Below are 18062 nucleotides of genomic sequence, written 5' to 3'. Positions count from 1 at the left end.
AGAGGGACAGGTGGCGGATGTCGGAGTGGACGTGGGAGTGGACGGGCTACGATCCCGCCGCCGAGCGGTTGCGTGAATCACTGTGCACGCTCGGCAACGGCTACTTCGCCACTCGGGGTGCGCTGCCCGAGTGCCGGGCCGGCCTGGTGCACTATCCGGGGACGTATGTGGCCGGCTGCTACAACCGTCTCGAGTCGACCGTGACGGGTCGGCAGGTGGTGAACGAGGACGTCGTCAACATCCCGAACTGGCTGCTCCTCCGGTTCCGTCTGCGCCGCGCCGGGGGACCTTGGGGTTCTTGGTTCGCCCCGAGCAAGCACGCGTTCCTGGACCACCGGCACACCTTGGATCTGCGGCGCGGCACGCTCACCAGGACCTTCCGCCACCGGGAGGGCGCGACCCGCTCGCTGAGCGTCGAGCAGACCCGCTTGGTACACATGGGGGATGCGCATCTGGCCGCCCTGCGCACGGTCTTCACAGCCGAGGACTGGTCAGGGGAGATCGAGATCGAGAGCTCCCTGGACGGCGAGGTGCTCAACGCCAACGTGCACCGGTACCGCGCCCTCGACCGCCACCATGTGACCCATGTGCGGACGGGTGCGGAGGACCCCGACATTGTCTGGCTGAGCTGCCGGACCAGTACGTCGGGCATCACTGTCGCGCTGGCCGCCCGGACCACTGTCCGCGCCGACCGGTCTCCGGTCTCATCGGTGCTGCGTCCGGCCCGCCAACGGGCCGTTCACCGTCTGATCGTCCCCATGGCCCCCGGCCGGCCCGTCACCGTGGAGAAGACCGTGGCGCTGCACACCTCACGGGACCCGGCGATCAGCGATCCGCTGGGCGAAGCGGTGGACCGGGTGTCCACAGCGCCGGGCTTCGACGACCTGCTCGACTCCCACGCCGCCGCGTGGGAACGGCTGTGGCGGCGAACGGACCTGCAGGTGCCGGGCGAGGCAGGCCGCATCCTGCGCTTCCACCTCTTCCACGTCCTCCAGACGCTGTCACCGCACACCGCCGATCTGGACGTCGGCGTCCCCGCCCGCGGACTGCACGGCGAGGCGTACCGGGGCCATGTCTTCTGGGACGAGCTCTTCGTCCTGCCGTATCTCAACCTGCACTTTCCGGAGATCTCGCGGGCACTGCTCGACTACCGCCACCGACGTCTCCCGCGGGCCTGCAGAGCGGCCGCCACGGCCGGCCGGGCGGGGGCCATGTACCCCTGGCAGAGCGGCAGCGACGGCCGCGAGGAGACCCAGGAGTGGCATCTCAACCCCGCCTCGGGCCGCTGGCTGCCGGACCACTCCCGGCTCCAGTACCACGTGGGCTCGGCTGTCGCCTACAACGTGTGGCAGTACTGCGAGGCCGCCGGCGACACGGAGTACCTGCACACCAAGGGCGCGGAGACGCTGCTGCAGATCGCCCGCTTCTGGGTGGACCTCGCCGTCTTCGACCCCACGACCGGCCGCTACCGGATCCATGGGGTCGTCGGCCCCGACGAGTACCACGACAGCTACCCGGGCGCGGAACGGCCCGGGCTGGACGACAACACGTACACCAACGTCACCGCCGCCTGGGTCATCGCCCGAACCCTGGAACTCCTGCGGCGACTTCCCGTATGGCGCCGCGAGGAACTGTTCTCCCGGGTGCGGCTGGACGCCGACGAACTGCCGCAGTGGGAGGAGGTCTCCCGGCGGCTGCACGTGCCGTTCCACCAGGGCGTCATCAGCCAGTTCGAGGGGTACGGCGACCTTGCCGAACTGGACTGGGACGCCTACCGCGCCCGGTACGGCGCCATCCGTCGGCTGGACCGGATCCTGGAGGCCGAGGGCGACACGGTCAACCGCTACAAGGCGTCCAAGCAGGCTGATGTCCTCATGCTCGGCTACCTGTTCTCACCCGCGGAACTGCGGGCGCTGTTCCGGCGCCTCGGATACGACCTGGACGACGACACCTGGCGCAGAACCGTCGACTACTACCTGCGGCGCACCAGCCACGGCTCCACCCTCAGCGAACTCGTGCACGGACTGGTCCTCGCCAGAGCCAGACGGGCCGACGCATGGCAGTACGTCCACGAGGCGCTGGAGGCCGACATCGCCGACATCCAAGGCGGGACCACCGGCGAGGGCATCCATCTGGGGGCCATGGCCGGCACCCTCGATCTGGTCCAGCGCGGCCTGACGGGGCTGGAAACACGTGAGGACGCCCTGTGGCTGGACCCCGTGCCTCTCCCGGCGCTCTCCGAGTACGGCTTTTCGCTGCGCTATCGCGGTCACTGGGGCATCGGCGTGCGGCGCCGGAGCGGTCGGCTGGACATCAGCGTGCCCGACTCGGAGGAGTCGGCGATTCGCGTGATGCTGGCCGATCGAGCGGTGACCATCGCGCCCGGGGAAACCTGCTCGCTCGTAGTGCCGGACGGTGATTCCCGGTGACGTGGCGGACCGTGCCGATGCGACGGCGGACCGAGGACCCGGCCGGGCCCGAGCGGCCTGTGGCGCCGGAACCCGGACGCGCCCAGTCTGGAAGTACAAGCCATGAAGGGAGCCTGAGCAATGACCTCCGCCACCACCGTGACCGCGGCTCTTGAGCCGGTACATCGCGAGCGGTTGATGAGGCTCGCCCGCGCTGTCTCCTTCGAGGCGGGAACGCGCCTGTTCGAGGAGGGCAGGCGCGCCGACCGCTTCTGGATCGTGCGCACCGGGACCGTCGCCCTCGACCTGCACGTACCGGGCCGTCGGCCCGCCGTGATCGAGACGGTCGGGCAAGGCGAACTCGTCGGCTGGTCCTGGCAGTTCCCGCCGTACATCTGGCATCTGGGCGCCGAGGCGACGAGTCCGGTACGGGCCGGCGAGTTCGAGGCCGAGGCCGTTCGGGAGTTGTGTGCCGCAGACCCGGAGTTCGGCCGCGCGATCGCGGTCTGGGTCGGGCGCGTGGTCGCTCAGCGGCTGCACGCCTCCCGTATCCGGCTGCTGGACCTCTACGCCCCCTATGGCAGCGGTGGCCTGACGTGACCGCCCGGCCCGGTGACAGGACGACGACGCAGAGCGGCCCGCACAGGGTGAGTGACGTGATGACGCATGCCGTCGTCGCCGTGGGCCGCAAAGCCCTGTTCAAGGACATCGTCGAACGCATGGAGCAGTGGCAGGTCAGTGCTCTCCCCGTGCTGGAGGGCGACGGCCGGGTGATCGGGCTGGTGTCCGAGGCCGACCTGCTGCCCAAGGAGGAATTCCGGGACAGCGATCCGGACCGCGCCACCCAGCAACACCGGCTGTCCGACCTGGCAAAGGCCGGAGCGGTGAGCGCCGAGGAGCTGATGAGCACGCCGGCCGTCACCGTGCACGCCGACGCCACACTCTCCGAGGCCGCGCGCATCATGGCACTGCGGCACTTCAAGCGGCTGCCCGTCGTGAACGCCGAGGGTGTGCTTCAAGGTGTGGTCAGCCGCAGTGATCTGCTGAAGGTGTTCCTGCGCCCGGACAACGACCTCGCCGACGAGATCCGGCATGACGTCCTCGATGTGCTGTTCCCCGCTCCGGCCGAGCCCGTACACATCACGGTGGTCGAGGGTGTCGCGACCTTGACCGGGCGGGTCCGGGACGCCTCCCGGATACCGCTTGCCGTCCGCCTGGTGCGGGGCGTCGAGGGCGTGGTCGGCGTGGACTGCCGGCTCACCGCGGCCGGCGAGGAGTGAGACTGCCTGCGAGAACCCCGGAGGGATCTCCCGCGCCGATCGTCCAGAGGAAGATCCCCCGCGCGGCCGGCCGCGCGGGTTCGGTGGTCAGCCCCTGCCTCCGCTCAGGTTCCCCCACTGAGGACCGACCTGCCGCCACTCCGCGTCCCATTCCGCCATGCGCCGACGGATGAGCCGCGTTCGGGCCATCCATCCTGCGAGGCAGACGGCCGCACCGACCGACGGAGCGACGAGGGCGCCGGTCAGGGTCGTCCGCAGCGTCGCCTCGGTACCTGTCACGGGCGCCGACACCACCCGGTCCGTTCGGTCGGTCCACACCGTGACGCGCGTGCCGGCCGGGGCGCCCGGCACGACCTTGGCTTCGCCGGTGTGGACGGCTCCGTCCGCGGTGGTCCATCGCACGGCCGCCCACACCCGTTCGGCGCCGTTGCCTCCGATGGTGGCCGGGGGCGTCTTTGCGTCGTCGGTGAGGACGGCGGACACGGCGTGGACTCGGGCCGCGCGCGCCGACAAGTCCGAGTCGACGGTCCGAGCGGCCACCACGCCCGCGAGAACTCCGGCGAGAACCGCCAGCATCCAGGTGACGAGCACGATCCTGGCCTCGATGACATCGCTGTGCCGGCGCAGCGGATTGCTTCGCCAGCGCCACATCCGGACGGTGGTCCTCTTCTCAGGGCGTGGCCGTGTCATCGTCACCGCCCCCTTGTCGTGCCTGCGGCTCCGCCTCACTGCGTGCGGGGCTGTCGGGGTCGGGGAGGTCGGGGTCGAGGTTCGGGTGGCGGGGCGGTCCGGCCAGCGCGCATCGCACGTCGACCACTCCCGGCACCGCCCGGGCGAGCCGGGCCGCCAGCGGAATGAGGCCGGTCTCGTGAACCCGGCCGGCGAGCGTGACGACACTGTCGTGCACCTCGACCCGGATCGCTCGGGTGTGCGTGCCGAAGAGCCGTACGACGACCTCCCGCCGCACCTCCGCGGCGATGTCCTTGTCCGCCCGCAGGAAGACCTTCAACAGGTCGGAGCGGCTGACGATGCCCTTCAGGGTGCCGTCGCGATCGACGACCGGCAGCCGCTTGACCCGGTTGCGGGCCATGATGCGGGCGGCGTGGGCGAGGGTGGTGTCGGGCGTCACGGTGACGGCGGGGGCCGTCATGAGCTCGCCGGCGGTCACCGCTTCGGCCTTGCGGGCCTCGGAGAGGTGCCACACCTGCCCGTATCGCCCGATCTCTCCGTCGCTGTACTCCTCCTTGGCCAGCAGATCGGCCTCGGAGACCACCCCGACGACCACTCCCGCGTCATCCAGCACCGGAAGGGCGCCGACCCGCCACTCGCGCATGGCCTTCACGATGTCCTTGAAGGCGGCTCCGGCGCGGAGGCTGACAACTCGCTGGGCCATCACATCGTTCACAACGGTCGGAGTGCCGCTCATGGCGTCCTCCAAGGGCTCGGCAGCCGTCACGAGACAATCTTCAGGCTGACACCTCGGGGCCGTCCGCGTCATGGGCCGAGCGGGCCCGAATCCTACCCCTGTGGGCCCCGCGTCCTTGGGTGCTCGCTACTGCGCCGGAAGCGGGACGTGCCATTCGATCAAGGCGCCTCCGTTGCGGGAACCGCCCGTCTCCAACCGGCCGCCGAGCTGTTCGGCCCGCTCGGCCATGTTGCGCAGCCCGCTGCGGCGGCCGTCCAGCGGAAGAATGCCCACACCGTCGTCGGAGACCTTCAGGCGTACCTCACGGCCGTCGGTCGTCAACGCCACGTCGGCCCGGCTCGCGCGGGCGTGCCGGGCGATGTTGGCCAGAGCCTCGATGAGTACGGCCACGACATGGTCGGCGATCTCGCGCGGCACGTCGGTGTCGAGCAGGCCCTCCATACGCACGCTGGGCGCGAAGCCCATCCCCGACGCGGCCTCGCGCGCGACCCTGGCGACTTCGGCCCGCAGCCCGCTGCCGGTCGCGTCGTTCTCGCGTACACGAAGACCGAAGATGGACGACCTGATGATCTTGATGGTCTCGTCCAGGTCGTCGACCGCCCGCAGCACCCGTTCGGAGGCTTCGGGGTGGGTGATGAACCGGCCCGCGCTCTGCAGCGTCATCCCGGTGGCGAACAGCCGCTGGATGGCCAGGTCGTGCAGGTCACGGGCGATCCGATCGCGGTCCTGGAGCACGGCGATCTGCTCGGCGTCCTGCCGCCGCTCCGCCAGTTCCATCGCGATCGCGGCCTGCACGGCGAATCCCCGCAGCATCGCGGTCTCCCGTCCGGAGAAGACAGGATGGCCGGCTTCGCGAGCCAGCAGCACCACTCCTCTCACGTCGCCCGCGCCGGTGCCGATCGGGACGGCCACCGCGGGACCGAGCCCCTGGAAACGCGGCGGTTCGGGAGAAATGCGCGCATCCTGTGTCACATCGTCACTCTTGACGGGGGCAGCGGTGGAGAACGCAAGTCCCACCAGGGTCGCCTTCAAGGGCAGCACCAGCCCCCGGTGCGCCTCCGCGTCCATTCCGACGGCGATCTCCACGCTGAGCGACCCGCCGCCTTCGACGGGCATCGCGACCGCCGCCAGGGCCGAGCAGGAGATGTCCCGTGCCTGTTCGGCGATCAGGTCCAGTGCCTCGGCGCGCTCACTGCCGGACATGAGGCTGTGACTGATCTCCGCGTTCGCCTCCAGCCAGCGCTCGCGCAGTCGGGAGTCCTCGTAGAGGCGGGCGTTGTCGATCGCCACACCGGCCGCCACGGCCAGCGTGGACAGCAACGACTCGTCCTCCTCGTCGAACTCCGCCCCGCCGCGCTTCTCGGTCAGATACAGGTTGCCGAACACCTCGTCGCGTACACGGATGGGAACGCCAAGGAAGCTGTTCATCGGGGGGTGTCCGGCCGGGAAGCCGTACGAGGCGGAGTGCTGCGAGAGCTTCTCCAGACGCAGCGGTTCCGGGTGGCGGATCAGTTCGCCGAGGATGCCGTGCCCCTCGGGGAGGGAACCGATCCCGGAGATCTGCCGCTCGCTGACGCCGACGGTGTGGAACGCGGACAGGGTCGTGCCGTCGGGTCCGATGACGCCGAGCGCCGCGTACTCGGCGTCGACCAAGGTCGCGGCCGCCTCGACGATGGAGCGCAGGACCTGTTCCAGGTCCAGTTCCCGACCGACGGAGAGCACGGCTCCCAGCAGGCTCTGCACACGGTCGCGCGTGTTGCGGGCCGCGTCGAGCCTGGCCTGCAGCTCCTCCAGCAGCTCGTCGAGCCTCAACTGCGGCAGTAGTCCGCGGAGCTCGTCCGGGGTTTCCACGCTGCTCCTCCCGGCCTCTCTGCGTGCGTCGAGGTCCGCGCGCGGACCCCGCACGCAGGGGGCCCATTCACGGTAGCCCTCCGCGACCGGCGCCGGTAAGCCGAGGAACCGGCCACCGCTTCGGCACTACCAGTGCGGTCCCTGGGACAGCGGTCCCCGAACCGGAACGGACACTGCCGTTCCGCGTCCCGGCAGGACCCCTGACCGTCCCCGCCGTCCGGATCCGGTCCAGGGCCGGAAGTCCCGCGAAAGGGCTGGACGGCCCCTGTCACCGCCGGACGCCGGGGACAACCGTGAAAGGTGGTACCCCATACGGCACGAGAGCAACAGAGAAGGCGGTGGAGACAATGACACTCCCCCTCGTCGTCGGCGTCGACGGATCGGACGGGAGCCTCGTGGCCATCGACTGGGCGGTGGACGAGGCCACTCGTCGGGGGCTTCCGCTGCGGCTGGTCCACGCCTCGCTGTGGGAGCGGTACGAAGGAGCCTTGCCGACGTTGAGCCGGGAGCGTTCCTCCGAGAAGGTGTTGGCGGAGCACATCGTCGGGTCGGCCGCCGAACGCGTCCGACGGCAAAACCCCGATCTCAAGGTCTCCGCGGAAGCAGTGCCCGCCGAACCGGTGTCAGCGCTCTTGGAAGAAGGCAGGAACGCCGTCGCCCTGGTCACCGGTTCACGAGGCCGCGGAGAGCTGAAGGGGACGCTGCTCGGTTCGGTGGGTCTGGCCGTCGCGGCCCGCGCGTCCTGCCCGGTCATCGTGGTCAGGGGCGACAAGGCCGCTCTGGCCGGCTCGCACGGGCGCGTCCTGCTCGGTGCCGGAGACCCCGACACGAGCCGTGAGGCCGTCCGGTTCGCGTTCCAGGAAGCCGAGGCACGCGAGTGTGAGCTGGACGTCGTCCGCGCCTGGCGCTGCCCCTCGCGCGAGACAGCCGACGACCCGGCGCTCGCCGGGGATCCGGCGCATCACCACGAGAAGCAGGCCTCCGCCCAGCTCGACGCACTCGTCGCCGACGCGGCGGCGGAGCATCCCGACGTGCGGCTGCGCAGGACGACGATCGAGGGATCGGCCCGCAAGGTGCTCGTCAACCGCTCGGCCGCCGCCGACCTCGTGGTCCTCGGGGCACGGCGCAGGTCCGGTCATTTCGGTCTCCAGCTCGGCCGTGTGAGCCACACCCTGCTGCATCACGCCGCCTGCCCGGTGGCCGTCGTACCGCACACGGTCTGAACCGTCCCCAGCGGCAGGGGCACGCCGTGCTCCGGCGAGCATGGACAGAACGCTGCCCCCTGGGCTCAACGGCCCTTCCCATGCGTCGAGTTGCACCCGACCGGCCCCCCTGTGGTACCTGGTGGGCCCATGCCCCCGGACCGTCCTGGCTGTCACCGTCGAACGTGTCAGCAAGGCGACGAGGAGGTGCAGACCCATGGCCACGGAAGAGCACACGAGGAAGCGGCTCTGGCGGTGGAAGAAGAATCGGCTGCGCCGACGCGAGGACATCGCGGAAGCCTGGATCGTGCTGGCCGTGTGGGGGATCGTCGCGGTGGGCGGCACCACCGCCGGGCTGGTGACGGCCCTCGCCGGAGATCAGGTGTTCACGCAGCAGCGGGCCGAGCGGCAGCCCGTCGCAGCCGTGCTCTTGAGCGACACGCCACGCGACGTCACCGCGATCGGCACGACGACCGGCCAACGGATGGCCCCGGTGCGCTGGACGACACCGAAGGGTGCCACGCGCACGGGCCGCACCCAGGTGAGTGCCCGTCTCAAGGCCGGAGCCAAGATCACGGTCTGGCAGGATCGGCAGGGTCGGCTCACCATCGCGCCGCCCAGTCCCTCAGCCGCGGCCGTCGAGTCCGGCTTCCTGGGCATCGCGGCGGCCGTCGGCCTCGCCGGCATCGTCTTCGGTGCCGGAGCTGTCGCCCGCTACCGACTGGACCGGCGTCGTATCGAGGGATGGGGCGAGGAATGGGACCGGGTGGGACCGCGATGGGGCCACAAGACAGGCTGATTTCGCACGGCGCACGGAGCTCCAGGTCGAACGGCGACCTGGAGCTTTCTCCATGCCGAGCCGGGGTGGCTGCATGCCGGCGCGCGCCCGGGAGGGCATCTGCCGGATGGCGGAGCTTCGAGGGAAGAAGATCGATGCCGAAGTCCGTCGCGAACCCTTCGGCCCACCCCGCGATCGTGGGAGCTCAGGAAGACCCGTCCACGCCGTATTGCGTACGGTCACCGGTGAGCTCCCGGCCGGTGACCAGCTCGGAGGCGATACGGATGAAGACGTCCTGGGGCGAGGCCGCCCAGGAACGGGGTCCTGTCCGGGTCAGATGATCGTGCTCGACGGGATCGCTCACCACCATGGCACGCCCCGTCACGACGACGCTCCAGCCGGAGTGCGCGGCCGCGTCCACCACGTCGGCCTGGAACGCCACCACCGCACCGTCGATCGAACGGACCAGCTCCGAGTCCGCCGACGTCCGCAGCAGGACGGCGGACTGGGCGTCCAGGCTGAAGTTGACCGGCAGCACGGCGGGCAGGGCGTTGCGCGTGTGGACGACCCTGCCGATGCGCGCCGCGGCCAATCGGTCCAGGCATTCCTGCCTGCCGAGTTCGCGAAAGCCGTCATGGGGATTCATCAGCGGAGTCAACTCTCACGCGGTACGGGGCTTCGGCCACAAGCGACGCTTCAGCCTGCGGCGGGAAAGCGAGCGGGCCGGGCCCTTCGGTCCTCGGTGATCTCCGGCGAACGGAGGGGGCTCCGTCCTGGAGTCGGCGCGCGCGGCGCGCGGATCACCCCACGGCGATCCGGCGTCCGCTGATCCGGTCCTGCTCGACACGTACCCACAGGTCACGCCGTTCGCCGCCCGCCCAGGGGCGGCTGTGGGCGAGAGCGTCGAGTCGACGCCTGACGTCGGGGTCGGTCACAGCCCGGGTGCTGCCCTGAACAAGTACGCTCCAGCCCTGGCTCAGGGCCTCGTCGACGTGATCGATCTGAAAGGCGACACGGGCACCGACCGCTGTCGCGATCGTCGATCCCGGAGCCGTCCTGAGGACGACCGCGCCGTCGATGACGCTGTAGTTGACGGGAAGGATCACAAGCCCGCCCGGGGTATCGGTGGCGATCCTTCCGACGCCGTGCGTGGACAGTCGTGCCAGGCACTCCTCGGGACGGAGTTCGATCAGCTCGGAATGGCCGGCGGCCTGCCCGAGGCCCGGCGGGAGGTCGGCCTCGCCGCCGTGCAGAGCGGCGACGCTGGTGTCGAGGGCGTCGGCGAGCCGGATCATCACGCTGGTCCCCGGCGTGGCCGTGGACTGTTCTTCCACGTACCTGAGGTATCCGGCGGCCGTGCCCGCGCGGGCGGCGGTGTCTTCCCGGGTCAGGCCGAGTTCCTGACGTCGCGCGGCGATGCGCCGCCCGATGTCACCCGGTGCCGTCGCGGCCGAAGCCGGCGTGGAGACCGTCGGCCGTGGTGCCGATCCTGCGTCTCCCATCGCGACGGGCGTCGTCCCGGGTGCGCCCGCGTCCCGCGGTGTCCCGCCGGGCACGCCCTTCCGTGTCTGTTCGGACATGGCCTTCGCTTCCTTCCGTCAGGGCGTCCTGACCGTCAGGGCGTCGTGCTGCGGCCCGCCGAGAACCACCTTCAGCGCGCCGGTGTCGGCGGCCCGGGCGAAGATGTCGTACGCCTCCTCCATGCGGTCCAGCGGGAACGTGTGGGTGACGAGGGAGGCGGCCGGGAGCCGTCCTGCGGCCATCATGCGCAGCAGGGTGGGGGTCGAGTACGTGTCGACCAGTCCGGTGGTGATCGTCACGTTCTTGATCCACAGGCTTTCGAGGTGCAGGGTCGCGGGCTTGCCGTGCACGCCGACGTTGGCGACGTGTCCGCCGGGCCGCACCATGCGCGTGCACATCTCGAAGCTCTCCGGGACACCGACCGCTTCGATGACGACATCGGCGCCGAGCCCGTCGGTGAGATCGGAGACCAACGTCTCGGCCTCCTCACCCGCCGTGGCGACCGCGTCGGCACCGAGGCGCTTGGCGGCGTCGAGACGGGCCGGGGCGAGATCGACGGCGATGATCTTCTCGGGCGAGTAGAGGCGCGCCGTCGCGATCGCGGCGAGGCCGATGGGCCCCGCTCCGACGACGGCGACGGTGTCTCCGGGACGGACCCGACCGTTGAGCACGCCGACCTCGTAGGCGGTGGGGAAGATGTCGGCCAGCAGGACCGCGTCCTTGCTGTCCACTGCTCCGGGCAGAACGTGCGTGGAGAGGTCTGCGTGCGGGACGCGGACGTACTCGGCCTGTGTGCCGTTGATCAGGTGGCCCAGAATCCAGCCGCCGCCGGCCCGGCACTGTCCGTAGGCGCCCTCCCTGCAGAAGCGGCAGCGACCGCACGCCGTGATGCAGGAGACCAGGACGCGGTCGCCCGGCCGGACCGTACGGACGTCGCTTCCCACCTCGACGATCTCGCCGACGGCCTCGTGACCGAGGACCGTGCCAGGGGCGACCTCCGGCACGTCACCCTTGAGGATGTGCAGGTCGGTGCCGCAGATCGTGACGTTGTCGACCCGAACGATGGCGTCGGTGGCCTCCTGGACAGCGGGATCCGCCACGTTCTCCCACGCGGACCTGCCCGCGCCGTGGAACACGAGTGCCTTCATGACAACCCCTTCAAGTCGTGACTTGACCTGGTAGTTCCAGCCTGACCGGGGGCGGGTGGCTCACGCTTGGGCCGGTCGGTCCCCACTCGGGACCGGGCGGCCCTGCCGGCGCACGCGCCCGCGCGGTCCCCTGGAACTGCCGGGATGTCGCGAGGAGGTGCGGTGCGTCGCGGCGCACAGAGTGCACGCCGACTCCGCCGTTCTCGCCGAGAGGACGGGGAGGCGACACCCGCTCACTCACAGGCACGCAGAGGAGCTGATCCCATGACGATCCCGACGGCCTTCCCCGACCGCCCGGTGAAGGTGAACGCCCGTCTCGACGCGCCGCTGTCGCGGTGGCTGTGGCTGGTGAAGTGGCTCCTCGCCGTACCGCACTACGTGGTGCTGTTCTTCCTCTGGATCGCCTTCACCGTGGTGAGCGTGATCGCGTTCTTCGCCATTCTCTTCACCGAGCGCTACCCCCGCGGGCTCTTCGACTTCAACGTCGGTGTGCTGCGCTGGAGTTGGCGGGTCGCCTACTACTCGTACGGCGCCCTCGGCACCGACCGCTATCCGCCGTTCAGCCTCGGTGAGGAACCCGACTACCCGGCGCGCCTGGACATCGCCTACCCGGAGCGGCTCTCCCGCGGCCTGGTGCTGGTGAAGTGGTGGCTCCTGGCGATTCCGCAGTACATCGTCGTCGGCTTCTTCCTCGGCGCCTCCCACCTCGGCTGGTGGGACGTCGGCCTCATCGGCGTGCTGACCTTCTTCGCCGGCGTGGCACTGGCTTTCACCGAGAAGTACCCCAAGGACCTGTACGACCTGATCATGGGCCTCAACCGGTGGGCGCTGCGGGTGGCCGCCTACGCCGCCCTGATGACCGACGTCTATCCGCCGTTCCGCCTGGACCAGGGCGGCTCCGAGCAGAGCCCGCCGGAAACGGGACCGTGGCAGGACCGGTGATCGGCGCCGGACACGGGTGCCGGCGGACGAGGAACCGCGCTCCTGGAGCCGTACTGCGTCCTGGAACGAGGGGGCCCCCGGGGTCGCGTACCCCGGGGCCCCTCATCGCACTCACCTGACCCGGACGGTCAGTGCACTTGCCTGAACCGACGGTCAGTCGTGCGGGATCACCGCGACCGGTGCTGCGGAGTGGTGCAGTACCGCTTGGGTCACCGGTCCGACGTGGGCGCCGACCGGGGACTGCCGGTTGCGGCGACCGACCACGACCAGCGCGGCGTTCCGCGAGGCCTCCACGAGGTGGGGGCCCGCACCGCCGATCACGGCCTGCTCGCGCACCTCGACGTCGGGGAACTTCTCCCGCCAGGGGCTCAGGACCTCGGTCAGCCGCCGCTGCGCCTCGGCGAGCAGCTCCGCGTTGGCCCCCGCGTCGAAGGCTCCGCCGTAGCCGTAGTAGGCCGGCAGACTCCAGCCGTGGACGACGCGCAGGGCGGTCGCCCTTTCGGCCGCCGCCCGGAAGGCGAATGCGATCACGGAGGCGTCCGGGTGCTCCAGGTCGAGACCGAGGGCCACGTCTCGGTCTTCGTGGTCGTCCTCGGAGGTTGTCCCGGCGCGTACGAGGACGACCGGCGTCCGGCTCCGGGCCACCAGAGCCTGCGCGACGGAGCCCACGAGGAACCCGTGGACACCGCTCAGCCCCCTGGACCCGAGGACCAGCATTTCGGTGTTCTCGGCTGCGGCCAGCAGCACGGTGACGGGCTGTTCGGCTACGCGCTCGGCGCTGACCGACAGGCCTGGATGGAGTGCGGCGAGCTTGGCCGCGGTCTCGTGCGGCAGACGTTCGGCCCATTCACGCTCCGGATCGTCCGCCGTGGGCGGTGGTATGGAGACGCCGGCCAGCGGGGCGTACACGTGGGGGTGCCACAGCCACGCGTGGACGACGCGCAGGTGAGCATCCGTGCGCAGGGCTTCACGAGCTGCCCAATCGGCCGCTGCGAGACTCTCGGACGAACCGTCCAGACCGACGACGATGCTGCGGGACATCTGGAGACCTCCTTGAGAGATGCATGATCAGTCTTGCGTTCGCACGGGCCTCGAACCAGGGGCCGCTGGTCCTCGACGGGGGCCGACCGGCCCATGCCGTGGGTTCTGTGACCCAGCCGCGCCGAACGGTTCCGGCACGCGCGCAGGAGGACGCCCCGCGTACCTCGCGGGGTCGCCCTCCTGGTGTGCGGTCACCGGAGCCAGGGGGTGCGGTTCACGAAGGGGAGCCGCTCCCAGACCTTCCCGAGGCCCCAGGTGGCGCCGGCGCCCGCGGCGGCGAGAGCGATCAGGACGACCGCGTAGATCACGTGGTAGTCGGTGAAGGGGTTGGGCGACATGCTCGGCGAGCCGTCGGACAGGTGCCGCGCGGGCGGCCATTCGGCCAGCCACATGAACGCCATCATCACGGTGCCCGCGACCGCGGCGAGCCGCAGGGCGACACCGGCGACCAGCGCGACACCCACACCGAGCAGGCCGGCCATGAACAGCCAGTCGACCCAGCCGGCACCGGCCCAGGAGTGGAACGTCGACTCCATCGGCCCGGCCGCGACCCCGCCGAGGAAACCCTTGGTGGGCGAACCGCCGTCGATCCAGCCCTTGCCGGACGGGGTGGCGTAACCGAACCCGAAGGTCTTGTCGAGGAAGGCCCACAGGAAGACGAACCCGGTCAGCAGACGCAGACCCGCGAGGGCGTACGAGCTGACCGCCGTGGCCGACGTGGCCGCGGCCTCACCCGGTGCCTGCGCCGAACGGGTCCTGCGCAGCGACGGGAAGTGGAACCCTGCGTGCCGGTGGGGCTGCTCGTGGACTGCCATGATGCTCATCCCTCCCAGAGATGTTCGACGTGGTCCTGCCTGCTTCCGTTGCGTCTTCAATGTCTCGCGGTGGCACAGGAGTTGAGAGGGGTCGCGGGTCCCTGCCGACGGGGCCGAACGTCCCTCTCCGGCAGCCTGGTCGGCGGCCCTGTTACTCAACTCGGCTCGCTCGGGGCGGAGTTCATTGCGCGAGGAGCCGACCCTCTCGCCCGGGCTCTCCAGTCTCCCGCGGCGCGAGCGGGACAACCTCGCGCTGGTCGGGGAGGGGCTCACGAAAGTGAGACCGGCAAGGAGCCCTGTCCGTCCGGGAAGTCGGTGAGGAATCACATCGACGGCCGGCGGCCGAACTCGGCGTCCGGCGTCGTGTCCAGGCCGTGGTACTGGCCGACCGGCGCGAACACCCCGAAGCGGCCCGACCACCACCACTGCACGTGCTGAGTCCCGAAGCGGCCGGTCCTCAGTCGATTGCCGCAGCGCCGTCGACCGGCACCGGCACCTGCCACTGCAGCCATGTACCGCCGCCCTCCTGACGCTCACGGAGCGTCAGCGTCCCACCTAGGCCGGCGGCTCGTTCGCGCATGTTCTTCAGCCCGCTCTGCGGCACATCCGTCGCCACACCGCAGCCGTCATCCGTGACCGTGAGGATCAATACACCCGCATCGAAACGGAGTCGGACGTCGACGGCGCGGGCGCCGGAATGCCGGGCCACGTTGCTCAGCGCTTCCCCGAGCACCGCCACCGCGTGGTCCGCGATCTCGCCGGGAACCTCGGTGTCGACCAGGCCCTCGATCCGCAGCCCCGGTGCAAAGCCCAAGGTCAGCGTCGCGGCCTTCACCGCCTCGGATGCCCTGGCCCGCAGACCGCTCCCCTCCTGTGGGCCCCCGTGCGCGCAGCCCGAAAATGGTCGAGCGAATGATCTTGATGGTGTCATCGAGTTCGTCGACCGTACGCGCCAGACGCTGTCTGCCCTCGGGATGCTCCATGAAACGCTGCGTGCTCTGCAGCGTCATCCCGGATGCGAAGAGCCGCTGGATGGCAAGGTCGTGCAGATCGCGCGCGATCCGGTCCCGGTCCTGGAGCAAGGCGACCTGTTCGGCGTCCCGTCGTCGCTCGGCCAGCTCGAGGGCCAGAGCGGCCTGGTCGGCGAACCCGAGCAGCGGCCCGGTCGCCGCCTCACCGAACGGCACCCCGCCCAGCACCCGCCCGAGCAGCAGCACACCCCGAGCCTTCCCGCCGGCGCCGAGCGGCACAGCCACCACAGGACCGAGTCCGGCCCATTGCGCCTCGCTGTCCGCCACGCGACCGTCCTGACCGACGTCGTCGCTGACCACCGGCTCCGCCGAGGTGAGCGCTGCCGCCACCAGCCCGTCGACCGCCGACATCACCATCCCGTCGCGTCGCTCCGCACCCGCACCGACGGCGAGCGCCGGGCACAGGGCCTCCTCGCCCGGCAGGTGTTCGGCAATCATCCCCATGTCGGCGGAGAGGATCTTCCGTGCCTCGTCGACGATGAGTTCAAGCACCTGGGCGCTCGGCGCACCGGAGAGCAGGAGGCGGGTGACCTCCCCGCTGGCCCGCTGCCACCGCTCACGGAGCCTGGTCTCCTCGTAAAGGCGTGCGTTCTCGATGGCCACGCCCGCCGCCACGGCGAGCGTGGACAGGACGGCCTCGTCCTCCGCGTCGAACTCCTTGTCGCTGCGCTTCTCGGTGAGATAGAGGTTCCCGAACACCTCGTCGCGGACCCGGATGGGTACACCGAGAAAGGAATGCATCGGTGGGTGGTTGGCCGGGAAGCCGTAGGAGGCCGGGTGGTCCGAGAGCTCCGGCAGGCGCAGCGCCTCCGGGTGCCGGATCAGTTCGCCGAGAATGCCGTGGCCGCTCGGCAGCGCCCCGATCTCCGCCCGCCGCTCGCCGTCGATGCCGACGGTGAGGAATTCGGAGAGCTTCCGGTCACCGCCGATCACACCGAGGGCGCCGTACTCCGCGTCCACCAGTACCACGGCAGCCTCGACGATGCTCCGCAGGACCTGAGGCAGGTCCAGCTCCCGGCCGACCGACAGCACCGCCTCCAGCAGACTGTGCAGCCGGTCTCTGGTACCCCGGACCGCGTCGATGCGCACCTGAAGCTCGCCCAACAGCTCGTCAAGACGCAGCTTCGGAAGGTCCTGCTCCGAGCGTTCGCGCCCGTCCCCGCGCATCGCATCCTCCGGCCGCCGCAGAAGAAAAGGCACCCCCGCTGCTGCACGCACCGTACCGTCCGCGAAGCACCTGGCATCACCCCTTATTGCGACGGACCGCACCGGACATCCACCCGACCACGGTTCGAGCCGCGCCGCCGTGGCCGGACGATCCTCGTCCGGCCACGGTGGCGCGAGGCTGGAAGTCAGTCCTTCCGGGCCCCTGTCGTCAACACGGTGCCGATACCGGCGGCCCACGCCTCGATCTGCTCGAAGTCACGGAAGTCGCCGCCCTTCCCGGAGGAGACGATCTTCCGGGCGATGAACCCCTTCGCCCCCTCTTCGAGGCACCCGCCGAACGTGACGTGTTCCGAAACGTCGAGTCGGTCCATCGCCCGCTTCACGGCGGGAACGGGCGGGATGTCCCGTTCCGAGGCCGACGCGTCCAGCGGGCCGCTGCTGAAGAACCACAACGGCAGCCCGGCGAGCGCGCTACGGTGCCGGCGCACGAAGCGGCGGGCGTCCTTGTGCCAGCGCCCCGCGTACAGGCCGCCGCCGACCACCACGGCGTCGTACGGCTCGACGCTCGTCACGGAGCCGGCGGGCAGCGCCTCGGCGGACATTCCCTCCTTGCACAGCACCTCGGCGATCGTCTCCGCGATCCGCGCCGTGGATCCATTGGTCGTTCCATAGGCGACCAGAACCTTGCTCGGCATGGTGGTACGCCTCCTCTCACAGCTTGCGCAGCCAATTCTCGCCGACTCCGTGCACGGCCGGCTCGTCGGGACGCAGGTGCGCGTCGTCGAAGCGATAGGTGAGTTTGTCGACCACGCCCACGACCCCGTCGATCCGGCGGGTCATGGCGACCGCGATCTCGGCCTCGCTGCGGCGCTCCGTCTGGCCGTCGAGCGTGATCACCCCCTCGTGGACGGTGACAGTCACGGTCTGCGGTGTCATCCACAGCGACCGCACCAGGACCTCGTCGATCACCTCGGAGCGGAGCTCCGGGTCCGGACGCAGGAAGACCTGGAGCAGGTCGCGGCGGGTCACGATGCCGACGAGCCGGTCCTCCTCGTCCACCACCGGCAGCCGCTCCACCCGGTTCCGCGCCATCACCCTGGCGGCCTCGGCGATGGTGTTCTCCGCGTAGACGGTGACCGGCGGTACGGACATCAGCTGCCCGGCGGTGCGGGCCCGTGCCTTGACCGCCTGCCGGCGGGCGCCGTGGGTGGGCAGCACGAACCGGAAGCGGCGCTTCGGAGCGTACGGGTCTTCGGTCTGCGCCTGCCGGACGAGCAGGTCGGACTCGGAGATCACCCCGATGACCTTCTCGTCCTCGTCGACGACCGGCAGCCCGCTGATGCGGTGGCCGGCGAGGAGCCGCGCCACTTCCTTGAACGGGGCGCCGTACGGTGCCCGGACGACGTCCGTCGTCATCACGGATCCGACCTTGTCGTGCTTCATGTCCGTTCC

Annotated in this window: 17 protein-coding genes and 1 pseudogene; 6 read left to right on the top strand and 12 right to left on the bottom strand. The window is 70.5% G+C overall.

The window, feature by feature from the left end; translation table 11 throughout:
- The first annotated feature begins 17 nt into the window (after positions 1–17).
- The 3 genes from ACZ4N5_RS25360 (at position 18) to ACZ4N5_RS25350 (ending at position 3688) form a co-directional block, all read left to right on the top strand.
- The gene (locus ACZ4N5_RS25360; RefSeq protein WP_467759350.1) at positions 18–2429 is read left to right on the top strand and encodes a glycoside hydrolase family 65 protein; all 2412 of its coding nucleotides are present in this window, start codon (positions 18–20) and stop codon (positions 2427–2429) included.
- Positions 2430–2549: 120 nt separating this feature from the next.
- Positions 2550–3008: a Crp/Fnr family transcriptional regulator gene (locus ACZ4N5_RS25355; protein WP_467759349.1), complete on the top strand. Its 459-nt coding sequence runs from the start codon at positions 2550–2552 to the stop codon at positions 3006–3008.
- A 59-nt stretch (positions 3009–3067) separates the two neighbouring features.
- On the top strand, positions 3068–3688 hold the full coding sequence (locus ACZ4N5_RS25350) for a CBS domain-containing protein (protein ID WP_467759406.1): 621 nt from the start codon (positions 3068–3070) through the stop codon (positions 3686–3688).
- An 87-nt stretch (positions 3689–3775) separates the two neighbouring features.
- Here ACZ4N5_RS25350 and ACZ4N5_RS25345 read toward each other — a convergent pair whose 3' ends face one another.
- From ACZ4N5_RS25345 to ACZ4N5_RS25335, 3 genes are all read right to left on the bottom strand, one after another.
- Positions 3776–4339: an Rv1733c family protein gene (locus tag ACZ4N5_RS25345; protein WP_467759348.1), complete on the bottom strand. Its 564-nt coding sequence runs from the start codon at positions 4337–4339 to the stop codon at positions 3776–3778.
- Between the two features lie 19 nt (positions 4340–4358).
- Positions 4359–5114 carry a CBS domain-containing protein gene (locus ACZ4N5_RS25340; RefSeq protein WP_467759347.1) on the bottom strand — a complete coding sequence of 252 codons (756 nt, stop codon included), beginning with the start codon at positions 5112–5114 and terminating at the stop codon, positions 4359–4361.
- 126 nt (positions 5115–5240) lie between these two features.
- The gene (locus ACZ4N5_RS25335; protein ID WP_467759346.1) at positions 5241–6965 is read right to left on the bottom strand and encodes a sensor histidine kinase; all 1725 of its coding nucleotides are present in this window, start codon (positions 6963–6965) and stop codon (positions 5241–5243) included.
- A 347-nt stretch (positions 6966–7312) separates the two neighbouring features.
- Between ACZ4N5_RS25335 and ACZ4N5_RS25330 the strand changes: the two genes are divergently transcribed.
- A complete protein-coding gene (locus ACZ4N5_RS25330; protein ID WP_467759345.1) occupies positions 7313–8188 on the top strand; it encodes a universal stress protein in 876 nt (291 codons plus the stop codon).
- Between the two features lie 196 nt (positions 8189–8384).
- Complete coding sequence (locus ACZ4N5_RS25325; protein ID WP_467759344.1) at positions 8385–8966, top strand: Rv1733c family protein; 582 nt, start codon at positions 8385–8387, stop codon at positions 8964–8966.
- 184 nt (positions 8967–9150) lie between these two features.
- On the opposite strand, the gene ACZ4N5_RS25320 is transcribed toward ACZ4N5_RS25325, so the two are convergent.
- From ACZ4N5_RS25320 to ACZ4N5_RS25310, 3 genes are all read right to left on the bottom strand, one after another.
- Positions 9151–9591, bottom strand: coding sequence for a pyridoxamine 5'-phosphate oxidase family protein (locus tag ACZ4N5_RS25320; protein ID WP_467759343.1), 441 nt, complete (start codon positions 9589–9591; stop codon positions 9151–9153).
- A gap of 154 nt (positions 9592–9745) precedes the next feature.
- The gene (locus ACZ4N5_RS25315; protein WP_467759342.1) at positions 9746–10525 is read right to left on the bottom strand and encodes a helix-turn-helix domain-containing protein; all 780 of its coding nucleotides are present in this window, start codon (positions 10523–10525) and stop codon (positions 9746–9748) included.
- An 18-nt stretch (positions 10526–10543) separates the two neighbouring features.
- Positions 10544–11614: a zinc-dependent alcohol dehydrogenase family protein gene (locus tag ACZ4N5_RS25310; RefSeq protein WP_467759341.1), complete on the bottom strand. Its 1071-nt coding sequence runs from the start codon at positions 11612–11614 to the stop codon at positions 10544–10546.
- A 264-nt stretch (positions 11615–11878) separates the two neighbouring features.
- On the opposite strand from ACZ4N5_RS25310, the gene ACZ4N5_RS25305 reads away from it, so the two are divergent.
- A complete protein-coding gene (locus tag ACZ4N5_RS25305) occupies positions 11879–12556 on the top strand; it encodes a DUF4389 domain-containing protein (RefSeq protein WP_467759340.1) in 678 nt (225 codons plus the stop codon).
- Between the two features lie 153 nt (positions 12557–12709).
- Here ACZ4N5_RS25305 and ACZ4N5_RS25300 read toward each other — a convergent pair whose 3' ends face one another.
- The 6 genes and pseudogenes from ACZ4N5_RS25300 to ACZ4N5_RS25275 all read right to left on the bottom strand — a co-directional run bounded on the left by ACZ4N5_RS25300 (position 12710) and on the right by ACZ4N5_RS25275 (position 18053).
- Positions 12710–13597 (bottom strand): universal stress protein, encoded by an 888-nt coding sequence (locus ACZ4N5_RS25300; protein ID WP_467759339.1) that lies wholly within the window; start codon positions 13595–13597, stop codon positions 12710–12712.
- A gap of 191 nt (positions 13598–13788) precedes the next feature.
- The gene (locus ACZ4N5_RS25295) at positions 13789–14412 is read right to left on the bottom strand and encodes a hypothetical protein (protein ID WP_467759338.1); all 624 of its coding nucleotides are present in this window, start codon (positions 14410–14412) and stop codon (positions 13789–13791) included.
- 323 nt (positions 14413–14735) lie between these two features.
- Positions 14736–14924, bottom strand: coding sequence for a hypothetical protein (locus tag ACZ4N5_RS25290; protein ID WP_467759409.1), 189 nt, complete (start codon positions 14922–14924; stop codon positions 14736–14738).
- Positions 14870–16610, bottom strand: a pseudogene (locus ACZ4N5_RS25285) (sensor histidine kinase). Before ACZ4N5_RS25285 ends, ACZ4N5_RS25290 begins: the two are co-directional and overlap by 55 nt.
- Positions 16611–16795: 185 nt before the next feature.
- Positions 16796–17305, bottom strand: a complete 510-nt coding sequence (locus ACZ4N5_RS25280; protein ID WP_467759337.1) for a flavodoxin domain-containing protein — start codon at positions 17303–17305, stop codon at positions 16796–16798.
- A gap of 16 nt (positions 17306–17321) precedes the next feature.
- The gene (locus ACZ4N5_RS25275) at positions 17322–18053 is read right to left on the bottom strand and encodes a CBS domain-containing protein (RefSeq protein ID WP_467759336.1); all 732 of its coding nucleotides are present in this window, start codon (positions 18051–18053) and stop codon (positions 17322–17324) included.
- Positions 18054–18062 lie beyond the last annotated feature (9 nt).

This window comes from Streptomyces sp. NPDC026500 (assembly GCF_055567635.1).
Note: the sequence above shows the minus strand (reverse complement) of the source record. Positions and strands in the feature narration are given on the sequence as shown.